Annotated in this window: 15 protein-coding genes; 8 read left to right on the forward strand and 7 right to left on the reverse strand. The window is 68.9% G+C overall.

Annotated features, from left to right (window positions below; all coding sequences use genetic code 11):
- Positions 1-842: 842 nt before the first annotated feature.
- The 5 genes from ACFQ9K_RS14725 (at position 843) to ACFQ9K_RS14745 (ending at position 4,919) form a co-directional block, all read left to right on the forward strand.
- Positions 843-1,598: an SDR family NAD(P)-dependent oxidoreductase gene (locus ACFQ9K_RS14725; RefSeq protein ID WP_378725785.1), complete on the forward strand. Its 756-nt coding sequence runs from the start codon at positions 843-845 to the stop codon at positions 1,596-1,598.
- Positions 1,595-2,203 carry a hypothetical protein gene (locus ACFQ9K_RS14730; protein ID WP_378725783.1) on the forward strand — a complete coding sequence of 203 codons (609 nt, stop codon included), beginning with the start codon at positions 1,595-1,597 and terminating at the stop codon, positions 2,201-2,203. Before ACFQ9K_RS14725 ends, ACFQ9K_RS14730 begins: the two co-directional genes overlap by 4 nt.
- A complete protein-coding gene (cbiE, locus tag ACFQ9K_RS14735) occupies positions 2,200-3,486 on the forward strand; it encodes a precorrin-6y C5,15-methyltransferase (decarboxylating) subunit CbiE (RefSeq protein ID WP_378725781.1) in 1,287 nt (428 codons plus the stop codon). The genes ACFQ9K_RS14730 and cbiE overlap by 4 nt, the downstream gene beginning before the upstream one ends.
- 78 nt (positions 3,487-3,564) lie before the next feature.
- Positions 3,565-4,182, forward strand: coding sequence for a hypothetical protein (locus ACFQ9K_RS14740; RefSeq protein ID WP_378725779.1), 618 nt, complete (start codon positions 3,565-3,567; stop codon positions 4,180-4,182).
- Entirely contained in the window at positions 4,179-4,919 is a 741-nt protein-coding gene (locus ACFQ9K_RS14745; protein ID WP_378725787.1) for a cobalt-precorrin-6A reductase, read from the forward strand. Before ACFQ9K_RS14740 ends, ACFQ9K_RS14745 begins: the two co-directional genes overlap by 4 nt.
- Here the strand turns inward: ACFQ9K_RS14745 and ACFQ9K_RS14750 are convergent.
- The 5 genes from ACFQ9K_RS14750 to ACFQ9K_RS14770 all read right to left on the reverse strand — a co-directional run bounded on the left by ACFQ9K_RS14750 (position 4,905) and on the right by ACFQ9K_RS14770 (position 8,686).
- Positions 4,905-5,435, reverse strand: a complete 531-nt coding sequence (locus tag ACFQ9K_RS14750) for a PadR family transcriptional regulator (protein WP_378725777.1) — start codon at positions 5,433-5,435, stop codon at positions 4,905-4,907. The genes ACFQ9K_RS14745 and ACFQ9K_RS14750 overlap by 15 nt on opposite strands.
- A gap of 72 nt (positions 5,436-5,507) precedes the next feature.
- Positions 5,508-5,774, reverse strand: coding sequence for a hypothetical protein (locus ACFQ9K_RS14755; protein WP_378725775.1), 267 nt, complete (start codon positions 5,772-5,774; stop codon positions 5,508-5,510).
- A 32-nt stretch (positions 5,775-5,806) separates the two neighbouring features.
- Entirely contained in the window at positions 5,807-7,537 is a 1,731-nt protein-coding gene (gene cobJ / locus ACFQ9K_RS14760) for a precorrin-3B C(17)-methyltransferase (RefSeq protein WP_378725773.1), read from the reverse strand.
- Entirely contained in the window at positions 7,534-8,169 is a 636-nt protein-coding gene (locus tag ACFQ9K_RS14765) for a precorrin-8X methylmutase (RefSeq protein WP_378725771.1), read from the reverse strand. The genes cobJ and ACFQ9K_RS14765 overlap by 4 nt, the downstream gene beginning before the upstream one ends.
- Before the next feature lie 79 nt (positions 8,170-8,248).
- Positions 8,249-8,686, reverse strand: a complete 438-nt coding sequence (locus ACFQ9K_RS14770; protein ID WP_378725769.1) for an Lrp/AsnC family transcriptional regulator — start codon at positions 8,684-8,686, stop codon at positions 8,249-8,251.
- A gap of 138 nt (positions 8,687-8,824) precedes the next feature.
- On the opposite strand from ACFQ9K_RS14770, the gene ddaH reads away from it, so the two are divergent.
- Entirely contained in the window at positions 8,825-9,667 is an 843-nt protein-coding gene (gene ddaH / locus ACFQ9K_RS14775) for a dimethylargininase (protein WP_378725767.1), read from the forward strand.
- A gap of 748 nt (positions 9,668-10,415) precedes the next feature.
- Here the strand turns inward: ddaH and ACFQ9K_RS14780 are convergent.
- Entirely contained in the window at positions 10,416-11,615 is a 1,200-nt protein-coding gene (locus ACFQ9K_RS14780; RefSeq protein WP_378723295.1) for a precorrin-3B synthase, read from the reverse strand.
- Positions 11,616-12,161: 546 nt separating this feature from the next.
- On the opposite strand from ACFQ9K_RS14780, the gene ACFQ9K_RS14785 reads away from it, so the two are divergent.
- Positions 12,162-12,602 (forward strand): nuclear transport factor 2 family protein, encoded by a 441-nt coding sequence (locus ACFQ9K_RS14785; protein WP_378723296.1) that lies wholly within the window; start codon positions 12,162-12,164, stop codon positions 12,600-12,602.
- A gap of 117 nt (positions 12,603-12,719) precedes the next feature.
- Here ACFQ9K_RS14785 and ACFQ9K_RS14790 read toward each other — a convergent pair whose 3' ends face one another.
- Positions 12,720-14,276: an MFS transporter gene (locus tag ACFQ9K_RS14790; protein ID WP_378723299.1), complete on the reverse strand. Its 1,557-nt coding sequence runs from the start codon at positions 14,274-14,276 to the stop codon at positions 12,720-12,722.
- A gap of 105 nt (positions 14,277-14,381) precedes the next feature.
- On the opposite strand from ACFQ9K_RS14790, the gene ACFQ9K_RS14795 reads away from it, so the two are divergent.
- A complete protein-coding gene (locus tag ACFQ9K_RS14795) occupies positions 14,382-14,975 on the forward strand; it encodes a TetR/AcrR family transcriptional regulator (protein ID WP_378723301.1) in 594 nt (197 codons plus the stop codon).
- Positions 14,976-14,980: the final 5 nt, after the last annotated feature.

Genomic DNA, 14,980 nt, shown 5'->3' on the forward strand with positions numbered 1-14,980 from the left:
CGAGTCGGGAATGAACGGGACACCGTGGTGGCAGACGAGTGTCAGTCCCGCGATGGTGTCCCACTGGCTGAATCGTGGTGTGGTCATCGGGACCTCACGGTGGCCGTACTCGGCGATTAGCTCGGTGACCTCCCGCTCGGCGGGTCGTGGCGTGGCCAACGGGACCTCATGGTGGCTGCACTTGGGAGATGGCTGGGTGGTGTCCTATTGGCAGGGGCGGTAGTTGGACTCGGCCGCGATGCCTACTGCTACTTGCAGCCGGACGATTCGAGCTGTGAACTCGTGCCTGGGCCAGTGATCCCCGCACGGTGTCCCCTGTCGAGTCGGGAACGAGTCGGCAATGACGGCGGGCAAACGCATGCCAGTCTCGCCCTGGTGTCCCGGCCGGTGAATCGCATCATGGCCAACGGGGCCTCACGGTGGTCGTACTTGGGGAATGGCTGGGTGGTGTCCCGGTCGGCGGGTTGTGGTGTGGCCAACGGGCCTTTTCGGTGGTTGCGCTTGGGGAATGGGGGTGTGTCCGGGTGACAGGGGCAAGGGTTGGGTTCAGGCGCTGTCCTGCGGTGGTGTCCCGCTCGCTGAAGCGTGGCGTGGTCATCGGGACCTCACGGTGGGCCGTACTCGGAGAATGGCTCGGTGATGTCCCGGTCGGTGAAGTGCAGGGTGTCCGGTGGGACCTCACCGTGGCCGTACGCGTGGGGTGGCTCGGTGGTGTCCCGTTTGGTGGGTTTCGGCGTGGCCGACGGGGTGTCGTGGTGGTCGGACTTCGGGGTTGGCTTGGGGAGGTTCCGTTGGGCGTGGGGTGTGGCGGGGGGATGGGTGGGGAATGACAGACTTAGGGCATGGGATTGCGCGGGATTGCTGAGGGGACGGTGCTGCTGCTCGGCGGGCGCAGCGAGATCGGGCTCGAGGTGGTGCGACGGCTGGCGCCGGGGCAGGTGGTGATTCTCGCGGCGCGGCGCAGCGGGGACCTGAGTGAGCAGGTCGCGGCGTTGACCGAGGGTGGCGCGACGGCCGTGCATTGCGTGGAGTTCGACGCCGACGACATCGCCGCCCATCCGGCTTTTCTGGAGAAGATCGCGTCCGAGTATGGGCAGATCGGCGTGGCGGTGCTCGCGTTCGGCGTGCTCGGCGATCAGGCACGGGCCGAACAGGATCCGGCGCACGCCGTCGCCGTGGTGCACACCGACTACGTAGCCCAGGTCAGCGTGCTCACCACCCTCGCGAATCTTCTTCGCGCACAGGGGGAAGGGCAGATCGTGGTGTTCAGCTCGGTCGCGGGGGTGCGCGTCCGCCGGGCCAACTACGTCTACGGATCGGCGAAGGCAGGCCTCGACGGTTTCGCCAGCGGGCTCGCGGATGCGTTGCACGGCACCGCCGTTCACCTTCTGCTGGTGCGCACCGGCTTCGTCATCGGCCGCATGACCGAGGGCATGGAACCGGCCCCCTTCTCCAGCACCCCGGACCAGGTAGCCGCCGCTGTGGTCAAGGGCCTGCACAAGCGCGCCGGAGTCGTCACCACCCCCGGCATCCTGCGCCTGGTGTTCTTCGCGATGCGCCTGATGCCCCAAGCGATCTGGCGCCGGATGCCCCGGTGAGTGTGGGGCTGGTAGGTGCAGGCCGGGCGGTGTCGTCGCGTCGCCTGACGCTGGATCTGGTGCGAACCGATCCGGCACCGGATGCCTCGGTGACTGTGAGGCATGAACGTGCGCTCCGGACGGTGCTGCCGCGTCGCTTGATGCTGGATCTGGTGCGAAGCGATCTGGCGGTGAGTGTGAGGCAGGAACGTGTGCGCCGGGCGGTGTCGTCGCGTCGTCTAATGCTGGATCTGCTGCAAAGCGAGTTGGCGGCGGACGTCGCGCTGTGTGTGGGTCTGGTAGGTGCGGGCGGGGCGGTGTTGCAGCGGAGCCGCTGCAAAGCGCGTGTGGCAGCGGGTGCCCCGGTGCGTGTGGGTCTGGGGCGGGTGGTGTTGGCGCGTCGCTTGACGCCGCATTTGCAGCGAAGCGAGTTGGCGGTGGATACCGCGTTGAGTATGGGGCTGGGAGGTGTGGGTCGGGTGGTGTCGTCGCGTCGTTCGACGCTGGATCTGGTGCGAAGCGGTCTGGCGGTGGATGTTCCGGCGCATATGGGGCGGGGAGGTGCGCGCCGGGCGGTGCTGGCGCGGCGCCTGATGCTGGATGCCCGGCGCGGTGGGGTGCGATGACGGGTTCGTGGTCTGGTTCGCCGGTTGTTGTGGTCGGGATCGGGGCCGATGGGTGGGAGGGGCTTGGGGGGTCGGCGCGGGCGGCGATTGCTGAGGCGGAGGTGCTTTTCGGGTCTGCGCGGCAGCTTTCGCTTGTGCCGGAGCAGGATTCGGTGGGGGAGCGGGTGGTGTGGCCGTCGCCTTTGGTGCCTGCGCTGCCTGGGTTGTTCGAGCGGTATGCGGGTGCGCGGGTGTGTGTGCTGGCGAGCGGGGATCCCATGTTCTATGGGATCGGGGTGACGTTGGCCCGGTTGCTGGGTGCGCAGGCACTGCGGGTGTTACCGCAGCCGTCGTCGGTTTCGTTGGCGTGCGCCAGATTAGGCTGGGGCGTCGCCGAGACGCCGGTGATCAGTGTGGTGGGTCGGGCATTGGAGACGGTGCTTCCTGAGTTGGTCGATGGCCGGCGGGTATTGGTGCTCAGTGCCGACGAGCACACACCGGGCCTGCTGGCGGAGCTGTTGGGGCGCAATGGGTTCGGGGATTCGACGCTGACCGTGCTGGAGCAACTCGGCGGCCCGGCGGAACACGTCGAGGCGGGCATTGCCGAACGGTGGCAGCGGCCGCCCGGCGATCCGTTGAACATCGTGGCAATCGAATGCGTCGCCGATCCGGACCGCATTCGAGCGTCCCGACTGCCGGGCCTGCCCGACGAACTGTTCACCGGCGACGGACAACTCACCAAGAACGAGGTCCGCGCCCTGACCCTGTCCGCTCTGGCCCCCGCCCCCGGCGAACTCCTCTGGGATGTCGGTGGCGGCTCGGGCAGCATCGCGATCGAATGGTGCCGCACCCATCCCACCTGCCGCGCAATCACTTTCGAACGCATGGAACACCGGCGGAAGCAGATCACCGACAACGCGGCCGCCCTCGGCGTCCCGAACCTCGTCGTACGCGGCGAGGCCGCCGCCGAACTGCGGCAAACCGCGGCATGGCAGCACCCCGCCGAGTCCTCCGCTCCTGACGCCATCTTCATCGGCGGCGGACTCACCCAGCCTGGCCTGTTCGAGACATGCTGGTCACAGCTGCGACAAGGCGGCCGGCTCGTGGTGAACGCGGTGACCGCGGAATCGGAATCACTGCTGCTCGGCTGGGCGGCCGCGCACGGAGGCACCTTGCGGAAGTTTCAGATCTATCGCGCGGAGCCGCTGGGATCCTTCACGACCTGGCGCCCGCAATTGCCCGTCGCGCAATGGTCGGTTGTGAAACCGCACAGTGCGAACCCACGTAATGAGGTCCACGAATGAAACGGGTTCACTCCAGCGGGTAGGGTCGGGGCCGAGTTCCGGTCATGATCGGAGATCCGGTTCCTGATGGGGAGATAGATGAAATACAAGAAGTTCGCCGCTACCGCACTTTTGGCCATCGCCGCCACCGGAGTCAGCGCGGGCACCGCGTATGCCGCGCCCACGCCGCCCGCCGTGCAGGACCAGACCGCCGCCGTCCCGTCCGTCAAGGGCGATGACCAGGGTGTCAGCTACGCGTTGCAGCTGGCCGACGCGGGCAAGTCCGTCGTCACCAGCGTCACCGGCGGTGCGTTCAGCCTGGCCGCCGACAAGCAGTCGGTCACCCTGACCAACGCCGCGGGCCAGACCGTCACCAGCATTCCGCTGACCCAGCCGGTCAAGGGCGAGCAGGTGGAGATCGCCGCCGCCATCGCCGACGACGCCAAGCAGCTGACGCTGACCCCGAAGGTCGCGCCGAACGCGAACGCGCCGGTCGCCGCCGAGTTCATCGGCGCGCAGGACTGGTTCTTCGCCGAGTTGCAGCGGGCCTCGCTCGGCGCGCTCGTCGGCGGACTGATCGGCGCCGCGGTCGGAATCCTGTTCTTCGGCGTCGGTATCCTGCCCGGTGCCGTGCTCGGCGCGATCATCGGCCTGGCCGTCGCGGGCGGACCGTCGCTGCTGAACGCGGGCATCGCCTACTTCAGCGGTCAGCCCTGAAAACCCTGATTCTGGGCGGCACCCGGGAAGCCAGGGAACTGGCCGCCATCGCCTCCGGCGAGCAAGGATTCGACATCGTCTCCTCGCTCGCCGGTCGCGTTCGTGACCCCCTGCTGCCGGCCGGCGCGGTGCGCGTCGGCGGTTTCGGCGGGGTCGAAGGCCTGCGGAAATGGCTGTCGGACAACGGTATCGAGTCCGTGGTCGATGCCACCCACCCGTTCGCGGCCAGCATCAGCGCGAATGCCGCTGCGGCAGCGGGGGATCTGCGCTTGCCGCTCGTGCACCTGCGGCGGCCCGGCTGGTCGGCGCAACCCGGCGATCGGTGGATTCGGGTGCCCGATCTTGCCGCCGCGGCGAAGACCGTTGAGCAACTGGGGGATCGGGTCTTCCTGACCATCGGCAGGCAGGGTGTCGCCGCTTTCGCCGGATCGACCCGTCAGTGGTTTCTGATCCGCGCGATCGATCCGCCGGCGGGCGCACTCCCGCCGCAACACGAATTGCTGCTCGCCCGTGGGCCTTTCACCATCGAGGACGAGGTCCGGCGGTTGGCCGACCGCCGCATCGATGTCCTCGTCACGAAGGACAGCGGCGGCGAGCACACCGATGCCAAGCTGGCCGCCGCCCGCCAGGCCGGACTGCCCGTTGTCATGATCGACCGTCCCCCGCTTCCCGTAGCCGCGGCGACCATGGAAAGTGTTGCACAGGTGTGGGATTGGCTGCGGTCAGCGGCCGAGTAGCTCGGGCAGGCGATCGAACCAATCGAGCACCGCGCGTTCGTATCCGATGCCGAAATCCAGGGTGGCGCGGGCGAACGCGGGCAGGTCGGTCGGGTCCTCGTCCAGGTACTTGCTGAGTCGCGTCTGGTGGATCTCCCGGTTGGCGGCGATGATTCGATCCAGATGCGGGCGATCGAGATGGTCGCCGAAGGAGAGGGTCAACAGCAGCGGGAACCGGATGTTCTCGCCGCCGGGGTCGCGAGCGATCCACTCCAGGAACACTTCTCGTCCCGCATCGGTGATCAGGTAGGGCGTGCGCTCGCGGGCGCCCGGTGCGCCCTTTTCGACCAGGCCGGCCGCGTCCATCGAGGCGAGCTCGCGGTAGACCTGGCTCTGGGTGATGGTCCAGAAGTCTCCGATGCGTTCCTGCGCCTTGGCCACCAGATCCCAGCCGGACATCGGTCCCTCGTGCAGAAATCCGAGCAGCGACGCGGCCGTGGAGTTCAACGGCTTGCGGCTGGTCGCGGTGTTCGTCAACCGACTGCTCCCTTCGCCTTCAACCTTCCATAATGGAATGTTATACGAACGTGCGCCGGATCGGCGGCCGGCCTACTTTCCGGCCAGCTGGTCGAGACGGGCCAGCACCAGCGCCATGCCCTCTTCCAAGCGCGCCTGACCCAGGCGCAGTTCGACGAGGTCTTCCTCGATCTTCTCGGTCCGCTCCTCGATCCGGTCGATGCCGTCGAGCGTTTTCCTGGTGAGAGCCGCGAGTTCGCTGAGGACGTCACCCTGTTCGTCGAGTGCCTGTTCGCCGGCGGTGGCTCGGGCCTCCAGGGCTCGGGCGCGCAGCGTCAGCTCCGACAGTGTCGCGGCCAAGATCCCTCCTATCGTCAGTGCGTCAGGAGATCCTACGCGTCCAGCGCGGGCGCGTCGCCGGTGCGGGCGTAGCGTCGCGAGGTGTAAACGCGGACCCCCTGGTCGGTTTCCTGCGCCGCGGTGGTGGACGCGCCGATGATCAGCAGGGTGCGCATGTCCACCTCGGCCGGGTCGAGCTCGCCGAGCTGCATCACGCGCACGGACTCCGCCGGGCCGCCGACGTCCCGGCCGAGCACCACGGGCGTGTCCGGCTTGCGATGCTCGAGCAGCAGATCGCGCATGGCGCCGACCTGCCAGGTGCGCTGCGAGGAGGCGGGGTTGTAGACGGCGATCGCCATGTCGGCCGCCGCCACGGCGGAAAGACGTTGGGCGACAACCTCCCACGGTTTCAGGCGATCCGACAGGGAGATCATCGCGTAGTCGTGCCCCAGCGGGGCGCCGACCCGGCTGGCCACCGCGTTGGCCGCGGTCATGCCCGGCAGCACCCGCACCGGCACGTCGCGCCACTGGGGATCGGCGGCCTCCTCGAGCACCGCCGCCGCCATAGCGAACACGCCCGGATCACCCGACGACACCACCACGACCCGTGCGCCGCGCGCGGCCAGGTCCAGTGCCATGGCGGCGCGCTCCGACTCGACCCGATTGTCGCTGGCGTGCCTGCGCTGGCCGGGACGTTCGGGCACTCGGTTCAAATAGGTCGTGTAACCGACGAGATCCGTTGCGCCAGCGAGTGCTTCGTGCACCTCGGTGGTCGTCCACTCGGCCGCGCCGGGGCCGAGGCCGACGACGACGACCTCACCGGTCGGAATGCCCTGTGTGCCTTCGGCGGTTCCAAGCACTGGAGCAGCACCGCTTTCCGGCCGTGTGGCGCGCCGTCTGGCCGCTGAGCCGGATTCGTGGGTCTTCGAGTCCTGATGTGCCGCAGCGGGTTCTGCTTCGGCGCGGGGGAGTGGGGTGGTCGGGGTCGGGCCGGGGACGAGCGTGATGGAGAAGTACGGGACGTCCGCGTCGTCGACGTCGGCGGCGCGCAGGACGCGTTGCCGCGTGCTGCTGGCGCGTTCGATGTAATAGGCGTCGTCGAGCCGGCCGGAATCCGAAAGAGCCTGGCGCACACCCGGGTAGGTGCGGCCGAGCTTCATGACGGCGGCGGCCTCGGTGTCGCGGAGCCGACGGGTCAGCTCGTCGACGGGCATGGTGCCGGGCAGGATGGTCAGCACCTGCTCGCCCTCGACCAGCGGGGTGCCGAGCGCCGCCGACGCCGCGCTCACCGAGGTGATGCCCGGAATGATCTCCGCCTCGAACCGGTCGGCCAGCCGCCGGTGCATGTGCATGTAGGAGCTGTAGAACAACGGGTCGCCCGCGGCGAGCAGGGCAACCGAGCGGCCCGCCGCCAGATGTCCGGCCAGCCGCTCCGCGGCCTGCTCGTAGAACTCATCGATCGCACCCTGATAGCCGCCGGGATGATCGGTGGTCTCGGTGGTCACCGGATAGACCAGATGCTCCTCCAACTGCCCGGCCCGCATATACGGCGCCGCAATAGCTTTGGAGATACTCCGCCCGTGCCGCGCGCTGTGGAACGCGATCACGTCGGCCGCGCCGATCACCCGCGCCGCCTTCACGGTCACCAGCTCCGGATCGCCGGGACCGAGCCCGACGCCCCACAACTTCCCCGGGGCGTCCGTGGTCAGCGGGCCGCGCTCCGAGTCGCCGGAAGCCGCGATGGCCGTGCCGTCACCGCGCACCGGCTGCGTCCCATCCGTCATTCCTGTTCGCTCGCAATCGCATTCAGCGCCGAGGCGGTGATCGCGCTGCCGCCCCGTCGGCCGCGAACGGTCAGGTACTCGATGCCGCCGAAATCGATCAGCGCGTCCTTCGACTCCGCCGCGCCGATGAAGCCGACCGGGATGCCGAGAATGGCAGCGGGGCGCGGGGCGCCCGCGTCGATCAGGTCGAGCAGATGGAACAGCGCGGTCGGCGCGTTCCCGATGGCGACGACGGCGCCGTCGAGCTGCTCCCGCCACAGCTCGAGCGCCGCCGCGGACCGCGTATTGCCCAGCGTCGCAGCGAGTTCCGGCACCCGCGGATCGGTGAGCGTGCAGAGCACCGGATTGTCGGCGGGCAATCGCTTACGCGTCACCCCGGACGCGACCATGTTCGCATCACACAGAATCGGCGCCCCCGACCGCAACGCGGCCCGCGCCGCCGCCACCACACCCGGCGAAAACGCCACGTCCTCGGCCAGATCCACCTGACCGCAACCGTGGATCATCCGCACCACCACCTGCGCCACGTCCGGCGGAAACCGGCTGAGATTCGCCTCGGCGCGGATCATCGCGAACGAGCGCCGATAGATCTCGGCCCCGTCGGTGAGGTAGCTGGTACGCACGTCGGACATGCGCTCCACCCTAAGAGGTCGGTTCCCGGCCAGGTCGGCGCGGGTCGCCGGAGGATCCGGTTCGCGTTTGCGGCGGCGATCAGGTGCGGGGGCGTTCGAGGATGCGGGACATGACGATCGAGCTGCGGGTGCGGCCGACGCGGACGTTCTCCCGGATGCGTTCGACGGTGACCTCGATCTCGGCCATGTCGGTGGCCATGACGTGCACCAGGGCGTCGGCCTCGCCGGCGATGGTCCACACGCCGACGATCTGCGGGATCGGTTCCAGCGTGCGGCGCAGTTCGGCGGGGGAGATGTTGTCGCGGTAGTACACCTCGACGTACGCCTCGGTCTTCCAGCCCATCGCGGCCGGGTTCACCAGTGCGGTGAAACCGGTGATCTGCTTGCTCGCGACCATCTTGTCGACGCGCCGCTTCACCGCGGGTGCGGTGAGGCCGACCGCGCTGCCGATTTCCTGGAACGAGGCCCGTGCCTGTCTGAGCAGGTGCTCCAGAATCCGCCGGTCGATGTCGTCCACGTCACACCTGCTTCCCTACTACGCAATGATTCGATGTTGCGGGGCCGAAATGCGCAACGATTCGTTGTTCCGGGCGCAATAGTAGGCGAATTACGGTCGTGTGAGCCGCAAGTTCGCGCCGACCCACCGGGAGACACGTTGACCTCCGTAGCCACCCTCCGCGCCGAGTCCACCACCCGTAAGCCGTCGCCGCGACGGTTCGTCATGTGCCGTCCGGACTACTTCGACGTCACCTACTGCATCAATCCGTGGATGGATCCGGACGCACCGGTCGACCCCGCCCGCGCCCTGGCGCAGTGGGAAACCCTGCGCGCGACCTACGAGGAGTACGGGCACAAGGTCGACGTGGTGCCCGGCGTCCCCGGCCTGCCCGACATGGTGTTCGCGGCCAACGGTGGCCTCATCGTCGGTGATCGCGCGATGTCGGCCCGGTTCACCCACGTCGAGCGGGCCGCCGAGGGCCCGGCCTACCACAGCTGGTTCGCCCAGCAGGGTCTCGCCGGACTGGTCGACGCTCAGGAGGTCAACGAGGGCGAAGGCGACTTCCTCCTGGTCGGCGACCGGATGCTGGCCGGCATGGGCTTCCGTAGCTCGCCCGCCGCGCATCAGGAAGTGGCGCAACACTTTTCCCGCGAGGTGGTGTCGCTGGAGCTGGTCGACCCGCGCTTCTACCACCTCGACACCGTTCTGCTGCCCCTCGACCCGACCACCATCGCCTACTTCCCGCCCGCCTTCAGCCCCGCCAGCCAGGCGGTGCTCACCGAGCTCTACCCCGACGCCATCGTCGCCACCGACGCCGACGCCGAGGTCCTCGGATTGAACGGCGTCTCCGACGGCCTGAACGTCTTCCTCAGCGATAAGGCCACCGCCCTGTCCGCAGAGCTCCGCGCCCGCGACTACAACCCCATCGGCATCGACATGTCCGAACTCCTCAAGGCCGGCGGCAGCGTCAAGTGCTGCACCCTGGAAATCCACGAGTAGCAACCGCTCCCCGACGGGACATGGTGGCGGCGACACTCCGCCAACTCCGCCACCAAGTCCCGTTGATCATGGAAACGCACGGTGGTGCGGAGCGTTTCCCGCCGACGGCACATGGTCGCGGCCCGCTGCCGGGCGTCGCCGCCACCATGTGCCGTCGACTATGAAGGCCGACGGACCGGCTGGGTACCGAGATCCTCGGCCAGACCGGAGGGCAGCTGAATCGCGATGAGCTCTCGCGCACGCTCGGCGTCCGAGGCGGCGGGGAGTTGCTTGCCACGCCGACCTCTCGGTCTCGGGGACCGGTTATACGTCGAGGTGGTAGCCACGTCCAGGCCGACGCTGATCGGGTCTTCGGTGTCGGGTCTGCCGACGTGCACGCCGACGATGGCGGTGGCTCGGGTCGTCGAAGCCTCGAACTCCAGTGCGCCGATGCCGGGTGTGCTGATGCACCGAATAGGTTGCCTGACAGTCCGGCTGGCGACGGCCACCATGTCGAGGACTGGTAGTCGCGGGTGCCGGTGCGGGCGCGGCCGTGCTCGCCGGGCAATCGGCGACGATCCCAGCGACACTGGAGACTAACGGCGGCAGTAGGCGCGGTGACGCGCCCCGGTGCGGTCGCGGCCTCCGTGCTTCGTGGTGTTGCGAGCCAAATACGGCAAGTGGTTGCAGCAGTCCGCCTGATCGAGCAGAGCACGGTCGTATCAGGCGCCGGTGATCGCGATGTTGCCGGGGCCGACGGTCGAGTGGTCTAGGTCGAGGACTGCTGGTAGCCGGATTCGGTGGCTGTGACGTCGGTGACGGGGGTGTGGGGCCGGCCGCAGCGGCGGTCGCAGCCGGACCAGTGCTGGCGGCCGGGGACGGTGATCTCGGTGGCGGGGAGGGGTGGGATGCCTTGGTATGAAGGGGGATTGGGGACGGGCGGCAGGACCCGGCCGGACTCGACGGCGGCGGTGAGGTCGGCGCGGACGTCGGTGTGGGATTTCGCGCAACCCGGGCGGCCCGCGCAGGCGCTCACCTGGAGCCAGGGGGAGTCGGCGTCGAAGATGAGGTCCATGGGGGCCAGTACGCGGACTACCTGTTCGGCGGTCCATTCGTCCAGGTCGGGGAGGACGAGGCTGCGCCACGGGGTGATGAAGACGGGACGTTCGACGGCGGCGATGAATTCGGCGGTGCGGGCGGGGAGCGAGCCGAGGCGCACACCGGCGCCCAGGCTGACCAAGCCGTTGTCCTGATCCAGCCAGCCGATCGGAATATCTTGGGCCGCAACGAGTTCCACGCGATCGGCGCCCCGGTCGAGGCCGAGCGATGCGGCGACCCGATCGGCACCGTCCTCGATTTCGTGCAGCCGCCACCGGCCGGCCTCGTCACCGCGCAGCTCCAGGAACCCGTGCGCGGCGGCGAGCATGACGTCCACCGCATCGCTCGCCGAGATCCGGATCCCGGAATCCCGCCCGGCCAGGATCAGCGCGAATTCGCCTGTCCCGGTGGCATGTACGCCGATATCGCCGCCGAGGCCGCTGATGTCCCCGCGTCCGTCGTCCAGCGTGAACAGCACGCGTCCGGGCAATCCGGCCAGGCGAGGCGCGGCGAGCAGTCCGGCATCGAGCACCGGGACGAGCCCGTGCACGTCCGCCGTACCACCGATCCGCCCGGACAGCGGCGAAGCGACGATATTGCGCACCCGCTCATGCGTGTGGCTCGGCAACAACCCCGCCGCCTCGAGCCGCCCCGTCAACGCACCCGCGTCCCGCACCTGCCGCAACTGAACGTTCCCGCGCGACGTCAGCTCGATGTTCCCGTCCCCGAGCTCCCGCGCCGCCTCCGCCAGCACCGCCAACTGCCCCGGCTCCACTCGCCCGCCCGGCACCCTTATCCTAGCCAGCGGCCCATCGGCCGCCTCGTGCAGCCGCAGCACGCCGGGGCAAGAATCCGGAACACGTCGAGTCATAGTCCAACCAGCGTACGTACCCCACCGAGCCCGCCCAGGGTACGGACCCCTTCCACCGGCCACCGGCCACCGGCCACCGGCCACCGGCCACCGACCAACCGACCACCCGCCCGCCGACCCACCGACGCCCGCCGACTCAGCGACCAGAACAGTGCTCCGAGCCCGGGATTCAGTCCGGAGTGCAGCTGACCGGCGCAATCACCCGCGCCCTGAGCACAACGCGCCAACCAGCCCATGCGCCGCGCCTTCACAGAGGATGCCGGCTCGACGTACCGAGCGTGGTCTTGACGCACGTTGCCGCCTGCGTCATCAACACGCTTCGTACAGTTTGCGTCGCCATCGCGGCGGTGACCCTCGGCATTGTGGGCGTTCGCTCAGGGGCAAATCCACCTGCAGCGGACCCGCACGCCACCGCGCCTCCGAACGGTTGTGCGGAACACCCACAACCGCACACCTTCTGACATCCGCACGCGTGTCAGTGCGGCGATCCGGTGTGCGGGAAATAAGGAGGTGTGCGGGTGCGGGACGATCGCTAATGTCGGACGTGTGTCTGAAATCTCTACCCTGACGGATCGGCTCGCGATCGTCGACGTGGTCACCCGGATGTTCGTCTACACCGATCAAGGCCGCTGGCAGGACCTGGTCGACGCGGTGTTCACGCCGAAGGTCGACTTCGACGGTGGATTCGGCGGCCCGGTCGGCGTACGCGACGCCACCGACATCGTCGAGGACTGGAAGGTCGGGCTCGGCGAGCTCGACGGAGTCCACCATCAGTCCGGAAACCAGCTGATCGACCTGGCCGGCGACACGGCCGCTGTGCACGCGGACGCGATCGCCGTGCACGTCAAGAACTCCGCGACCAACGGCAAGACCCGCACGTTCGTCGGCAGCTACGACATCGGCGCCGAGCGAACCCCGAATGGCTGGCGGGTCAACAAGTTCCACTACCACCTGAAGGTCATCGACGGAAACGCCGACCTGACCTGATCCGGCCGGAGTCGCGTCGGCACCCGCGCCGGCGCGACTTCATTCGTACATCCCGGAGCCCGACCGCAGCTGAACCGGTTGCCGCGCAACCGAACCGAATTCGCCGTGCCGGTCGGTTCAGCGCTCGCCGGTCACGCCCGCCGACACCGGTTCCGGCGCCGGACCGGAATCCGCCGCGGTCCGCGACCGCCCCGGCGCCCAAATCCCGACGAGCACAGCCGCACCGAACGCCACGTAACCGAGCGCAAGGCAGGACTGCTGCGCACCGTGCACGAACGCCCCCTTGGCGAATTCGACCAGCGGCTGCGCCTGCGGCCCCACCCGATCGGCGACTTGCAGTGCCGCGGCGAGCGAGTCGGACACCGGCCCACGGGCCGCCTCGGGCAACCGGGGCAGCGCGGGCGCGATCCGATCGGTGTACCCCGCGGCAAGAATGCTGCCCGCCACCGCGATCCCGATCGCGGCCCCGATCTCCCGAGCGGCATCGTTGACCGCCGCGGCGACACCATGCTTTTCGACCGGCGTCCCCGCGATGATGGCGGCGGTCGCCGGGGCGGTACACAATCCGAGCCCGGTGCTCATCACCAGTAGCGGCCACAGCAGATCCAGATATCCACTGTCCACGGTCATCCGAGACACCGCGATCAATCCGACCCCGAGCACGACCAGCCCGGCGAACGTCGGCAACCGCAACCCGACCCGCTCGGCCACCCACGGCGCGACCGCCGAAATCGCCACCAGCGGAACAACCATCGGCGCCATCGCCAACGCCGACACCAACGGCCGATACCCAAGAATCAACTGCAAGAACTGCACCAGCAGCAGGAAAACCCCGAAGGTGACCAGGAATTGGACGGTCACCGACAGCGTCCCCGCCGCGAAGCCACGCCTGGCGAACAGCCGGACATCCAAAAGCGGCTGCGCGACCCGCAATTCGATCACGGTGAACACCGCCGCGGCCAGCACGCCGCCGACGAACAGCGCGATGACCAGCGCATCCAGCCATCCCCGCGCGGGCGCTTCGATCGCCGCCACCACGATCAGCCCGACCGCCGCCGCCGACGTCACCGCGCCCCACAGATCCAGCGCGGGCCGCTCCTGATCCACCGATTCGGGAATCGTGCACCCCGCGATCATCAGCACCACCCCGGCCACCGCCATGGCGAGAAAGATCGACACCCACGACCAACGCTCGAGCAGCAACCCCGATCCGACAATCCCGAGCACCGCCCCCGCGCCCGCGACCCCGGCCCACAACCCGACCGCATTGCCCCGGCGCGACTCCGGAAAGCCGGCGGTCAGCAACGACAACGTCGACGGCATCACCAACGCCGCACCCACCCCGGCGACCGCCCGTGAGCCGATCAGCCAGACCGGACTGTCGAAAACCAGCGGTGCCGCCGAAGCCACCGCGAACACGAACAGCCCGACGACCAGCACCACCCGCCGCCCATACCGATCGCCGAGCGCCCCCGCGGGCAACACCAGGCAGGCCAACGCCAACGTGTACCCGTCCACGATCCAGGTCAGCTGCTGCTGCGACGCCCCGGTAGCCGTCGCGATCTCCGGCAGCGCCGTGTACAACGCCGCCATCGACGCGACCACCAACGCCACCGCCGAACAGGAGAGTCCCAACATCCACCGCTGGGCCGCGGACAACCGCTCGGAATCCATCGAACCCTCCAGACGAAACAGGACTGCCAGTATCGCTACGCTACTATCAGTAGCATAAGTCTGGTGAGTGGCGATAGCCCCGGCGGAACAGGAATGCTTCGACCCATGACCCCGACAGATGACGTCGACCCGCGCAAGGTGCGTTCGCGCGCCCGGCTGCTCGACGCCGCGGCCGCGTTGCTGAAATCGGGTGGCGTCGAGGCGGTCACCATCGAGGCGGTGACTCGCGCGTCCAAGGTCGCCAAGACCACGCTGTACCGGCACTTCGACAACGCCATGCACCTGCGCGCCGCCACCCTGGAGCGCCTGCTGCCGCCGGTCATCGACGCGCCGCCGGCCGGGCCGCTGCGCGACCGCCTGGTCGAATTGCTCAGCAGGCAGGCCGAAGTCGTGAACGAGGCGCCGCTGCAACTGTCCACCCTCGCCTGGCTGGCCACCGGCACCGAGCACGGCGACAGCGGTCCCGCCCTCTCGTCGCTGCGGCATCGGCTGCTCCAGCAGTACCGCCAACCCTTCGACGAGCTGCTCGACACCCCCGAAGTCCGCGCCCAGCTCGGTGAATTCGACCTCGAACTCGCGCTCACCCAACTCGTCGGCCCGATCGTCTTCGCCAAACTGGTCGGCATCGAGCACGCCACCCCCGCCGACTGCGCCCGCATCGTGGACGACTTCCTCGCGGCCCGCGCGGCGACCGCCTGAACCGA

The sequence above is a fragment of the Nocardia sp. NPDC056564 genome (assembly GCF_042793755.1).
Classification (GTDB): domain Bacteria; phylum Actinomycetota; class Actinomycetes; order Mycobacteriales; family Mycobacteriaceae; genus Nocardia.

Bases quoted from the DNA above. Each gene is read 5' to 3' on its own strand.
- ACFQ9K_RS14725 (WP_378725785.1), top strand. From the start codon at position 843: ATGGGATTGCGCGGGATTGCTGAGGGGACGGTGCTGCTGCTCGGCGGG.
- cobJ (WP_378725773.1), bottom strand. From the start codon at position 7,537: ATGACGGATGGGACGCAGCCGGTGCGCGGTGACGGCACGGCCATCGCG.
- ACFQ9K_RS14795 (WP_378723301.1), top strand. From the start codon at position 14,382: ATGACCCCGACAGATGACGTCGACCCGCGCAAGGTGCGTTCGCGCGCC.
- ACFQ9K_RS14790 (WP_378723299.1), bottom strand. From the start codon at position 14,276: ATGGATTCCGAGCGGTTGTCCGCGGCCCAGCGGTGGATGTTGGGACTC.
- ACFQ9K_RS14740 (WP_378725779.1), top strand. From the start codon at position 3,565: ATGAAATACAAGAAGTTCGCCGCTACCGCACTTTTGGCCATCGCCGCC.
- cbiE (WP_378725781.1), top strand. From the start codon at position 2,200: ATGACGGGTTCGTGGTCTGGTTCGCCGGTTGTTGTGGTCGGGATCGGG.
- ACFQ9K_RS14780 (WP_378723295.1), bottom strand. From the start codon at position 11,615: ATGACTCGACGTGTTCCGGATTCTTGCCCCGGCGTGCTGCGGCTGCAC.
- ACFQ9K_RS14765 (WP_378725771.1), bottom strand. From the start codon at position 8,169: ATGTCCGACGTGCGTACCAGCTACCTCACCGACGGGGCCGAGATCTAT.